This window comes from Candidatus Egerieousia sp. (assembly GCF_056211015.1).
Window position 1 is genome coordinate 1 of sequence record NZ_JBAELF010000099.1, and the last position, 3622, is coordinate 3622.

Sequence of the window (3622 nt, forward strand, 5' to 3'; positions counted from 1 at the left end):
AATACACAACGGCATCAGGGAATTTCTCCTTTATTTCCATTGCCTGCTTCACAGCCGTGGCGCAGCAGACCTTGGAGCACTGTCTGTTGCCGGCCTTCTCATCACGCGAGCCCACGCAGTGGACGAAACCTATAACCTCCGGATTCATCACGCGCTCATCCTTGCCCGTATTGAAATAGTTCTCCAGATCTGCGTTGGTAATCACGCGGTCATATATGCCATATCCGTATTCCTGCTTTTTCTGAGCAGGGAACAGCTGGAAACCGGTGGTTACCAGAATGCACCTGACCTGTGCGGAAAGTCCGTTGGAGAACTTCACAACGTATGTATCCTTGAGTCTGTTGATTGACACAACCTCGGTTGATGTGAAGTATTTTATACCGTCCAGATCGGAGATAAGCGGTTCCAGGACATCCCTGGCAGCTATCATCTGCGGGAACAGTCTGTTCCAATGTGCAAGATGTCCGCCCAGAGATGCATCCTTTTCAATTAGAACAGGAATGTAACCCAGGTCCCTCAATCTGCGCGATGCTTCCAGACCGCTGGCTCCACCGCCAATCACAACTACGTTTTCTTTCATAATCAATAAGTTCAGCCGCTCTTAGCAGCATTTTATATTCATAGGGAACTCAGGCGGTGCAATAATCTTTCCGCCTGCGCCCTTGTATTTGTCTTCAGCTTTGTAAGGAATGCCAATCTTGTCAAGCAGAGGCTCAACGGCAACCTGATGTGTCTGCAGTCCGAGGTCCCAGGGATCATATCCAAGTACCAGACCGGCAACCTCCTCGTATGTGAATACAGGAATGCCATATCCATCCTTGCCGTAAGTCTTTCCTGTCTGCTCTGCAATCACATACTGCCAGCGGTCCAGAAAATACGGGCATCCCGGACAGTTGGTGATTATCATATCCGGCTCGAACGGCTCCATGGATTCGAACTTCTTGTATGTGTTCGACATTGAATAACCCCTGTTGGCCTTTACCAGATACTGTCTGAACCCGAATCCGCAGCAATGCCTTCTCTCCGGATAATCTATGACCTCACCGCCCCAGCTTTCTATCATTCCCGCAAGCACGTAAGGATATTCCGCACCGCCCACGCCCTTGGACGGGAACATCTTGGCATAATGGCATCCAATGTGTTCAACCACCTTGAGCGGTTCGCCGGTATATCTGTTCACAAGCCTGTATTTTGCCCTTTCGGCTATCTCATTGCGGAACTTGTAAATGATATCGCTGGCATGGGCAAGGTATTTCGGAACCTTGAACTCCCTTTTTGTAGCCTTCCAGAGATTCTCCCTTATCCTGGCTTCAAGTTCAGGAAAGTTCCTCCAGTCCTCCATGACTTCTGTATAAAGGCCGAACGATGTAATGCAGCTGCACACATAGTTCTCATAGCCGTTCTCCGTCATAAGTGCGAACTGACGGGCTATGATGGTCATCATGGTTTCCTGAGGTATTGCCTCGGAATGATAAGCAATGCCTCCGCAGGTAGTATGATGCGGCGTCTCAAAGAAGTCCTTGCCGAGCCTGTTCTTCACGATATCCAGAAAAGTCTTCTCCGAAGCGGGGAAAAAGCTCTGCCTTATGCAGCTCCTCACATAAAAATAATGATCATCGGGAATATCCTTCTGGTATTCGGACCAAATCTTCTGTTTTCCTTGAAATATCATTAATACTGTTGTTTCACTTGTTAATTCCTTACCATCATTGGTTCAGATGGACATCGGATGTTTCGTTGAATGACTTCTCCTCAAGTTCCTCGAGTGTCATGCCCATTTCGGCAGCAACCTTGCGTGAAGCCTCCTCCACAATCTTCATTCTTTCCGTGCCGCCGGTAACATCAAAGATGGCCTTGAGCTCGTCGAGCGATTCCTGAGGAATCTTCCTCAGCGCTCCAGGACCGACCTGGTCAAGATGCGCACCAAGCCTCTCATACATGGTTTCCATATTCTCGTTCAACCATTTCCCTACAAGTCCGTACTCGGGATGTTCCTCGTAGTGGAAAGTCCTTGGATAAACGCAATAGCCGTAATTGAGGATATTGGTCTGCATACGGCGCGTAAGAGGCAGCTGCTGTCTGCCCTTCTCGCTGTACACGAAATAGCCCATGTCAATGGACAAGGAACGCAAGGCCATGACAATGAGGCCGGGAGCGTTCTTTCGCGGACATCTGGTAAGGCAGGACATGCATTCACCGCAATACCATATCATCTCGCTTTTGAGCAGCTCCTCTATCTGAGCATCGTCCTTTGTCTGTACGATGTTCACTATTGTCTTAGGGTCGTATTTGTAAAATTCCGTAGCAGGGCATATTGCGGAGCAGGTACCGCAGTTTATGCAAGCCTTGAGCCCCTCCTTCACCCTGTAATCCTGTGCAAGCCTGTCAAAAAGTTTACCCATTTTACAAGAATTTCAGTTCAGCGCCATTCTCATCCACATCGATGGTGATTTCCCTGCCCATGTAGAGGCTGTAGGTAGGCTGCTCGTGACCGCAAGGGAATCCGAAAATCACAGGGATACCCAGCGGAGCCGTATATTCATTGATAAGGTCATAAACCTTCCTCTGCCACTCATCCTCACCTCCTATCTCTGAGAACTGGCCTATGATTATGCCCTTGAGCTTTGCGAGCCTGCCGCCGCACTTGAGTGTGCGCAGCATTCTGTCAACCGTGTACATTCTCTCGGTGATGTCCTCTATGAACAGTATGGAGTCCTCATCAAACTTGTTCTCCCATACTGTTCCAAGAGTTGAAATATAAAGCGCAAGGTTTCCGCCTACAAGACGTCCCTGTGCGTGGCCCGGTCTGCTGTACTTGTGAGGACCTACCCTGTAGCCCTCCAGCTCTCCCCAGAGAGCCTGGTGCAAGGTCTGCTCGGAAAGGAGGGAATCCTCTCCAAGAAGGCTTGGCATTATGCCGTGGATTGACTCCAACTCCATATCCTGGAGAACTGCATGGGCAATTGTAATGTCACTGAAACCAACAAGCCATTTAGGATATTTCTTGAACAGGCTTGTGTCCATGACATCCATTGTACGCATGGTTCCATATCCACCTCTATAAGAAATTATGGCCTTTACCTCAGGATCCTTCAGAGCCGCCTCCAAATCAGCCGCCCTGTCCTCATCCTTGCCGGCGAACTCGCCCGGAAGCGCATCAAGCAGATGCCTGCCGGTCTTTATCTTGAGTCCCCAGCTCTCATACAGGTCAATCCAGCGTCTTGACTTGCGGCTTTCCTCGGTAAGAGAAGAAGCCACAGCCATTACATATACGGTGTCACCCTCTTTCAGATATGGTGGTCTTAAATACTGCTTCATTTGAAAATGATATTATAAAAGTCAATCTTTCAGTTACATGCTTCTTACGAATATCTCAAGAATCCTTGCCTTGAGTTCCTTCCACTTGCCTGAAACCATTGTGAAGAAGGAATCGTTGTAAGTGTTGAGAAGCTCGGCGGCCTGGTCGTCCTTGCCGTCCTTGATAAGCTGTGCAGCCTCCTGCTCAATCACCTTGTTCTCCATCATCATAAGTTTCTCGAAATTGCTCTGCCAAGGCTCAAGAACCTTGCGTGTCTTGTCCCAGTAGATTGTTGCAAGTCTGTTTGTTTCACGGAACGCCCAT

5 protein-coding genes are annotated in these 3622 nt (G+C 48.9%); all 5 read right to left on the reverse strand.

Features of this window, described 5'->3' with window-relative positions:
• Positions 1–580 (reverse strand): FAD-dependent oxidoreductase (locus AC06L3_RS07135; RefSeq protein WP_475669930.1); only part of this gene is annotated, 580 nt, incomplete at its 3' end.
• 21 nt (positions 581–601) lie between these two features.
• Entirely contained in the window at positions 602–1672 is a 1071-nt protein-coding gene (locus tag AC06L3_RS07140) for a heterodisulfide reductase-related iron-sulfur binding cluster (protein WP_475669931.1), read from the reverse strand.
• A gap of 34 nt (positions 1673–1706) precedes the next feature.
• Positions 1707–2402 (reverse strand): 4Fe-4S dicluster domain-containing protein, encoded by a 696-nt coding sequence (locus AC06L3_RS07145; protein WP_475669932.1) that lies wholly within the window; start codon positions 2400–2402, stop codon positions 1707–1709.
• A gap of 1 nt (position 2403) precedes the next feature.
• Positions 2404–3318, reverse strand: coding sequence for a S66 peptidase family protein (locus AC06L3_RS07150; protein ID WP_475669933.1), 915 nt, complete (start codon positions 3316–3318; stop codon positions 2404–2406).
• Positions 3319–3351: 33 nt separating this feature from the next.
• On the reverse strand, positions 3352–3622 hold a 271-nt coding region (locus tag AC06L3_RS07155; protein ID WP_475669934.1), incomplete at its 5' end, for a hypothetical protein.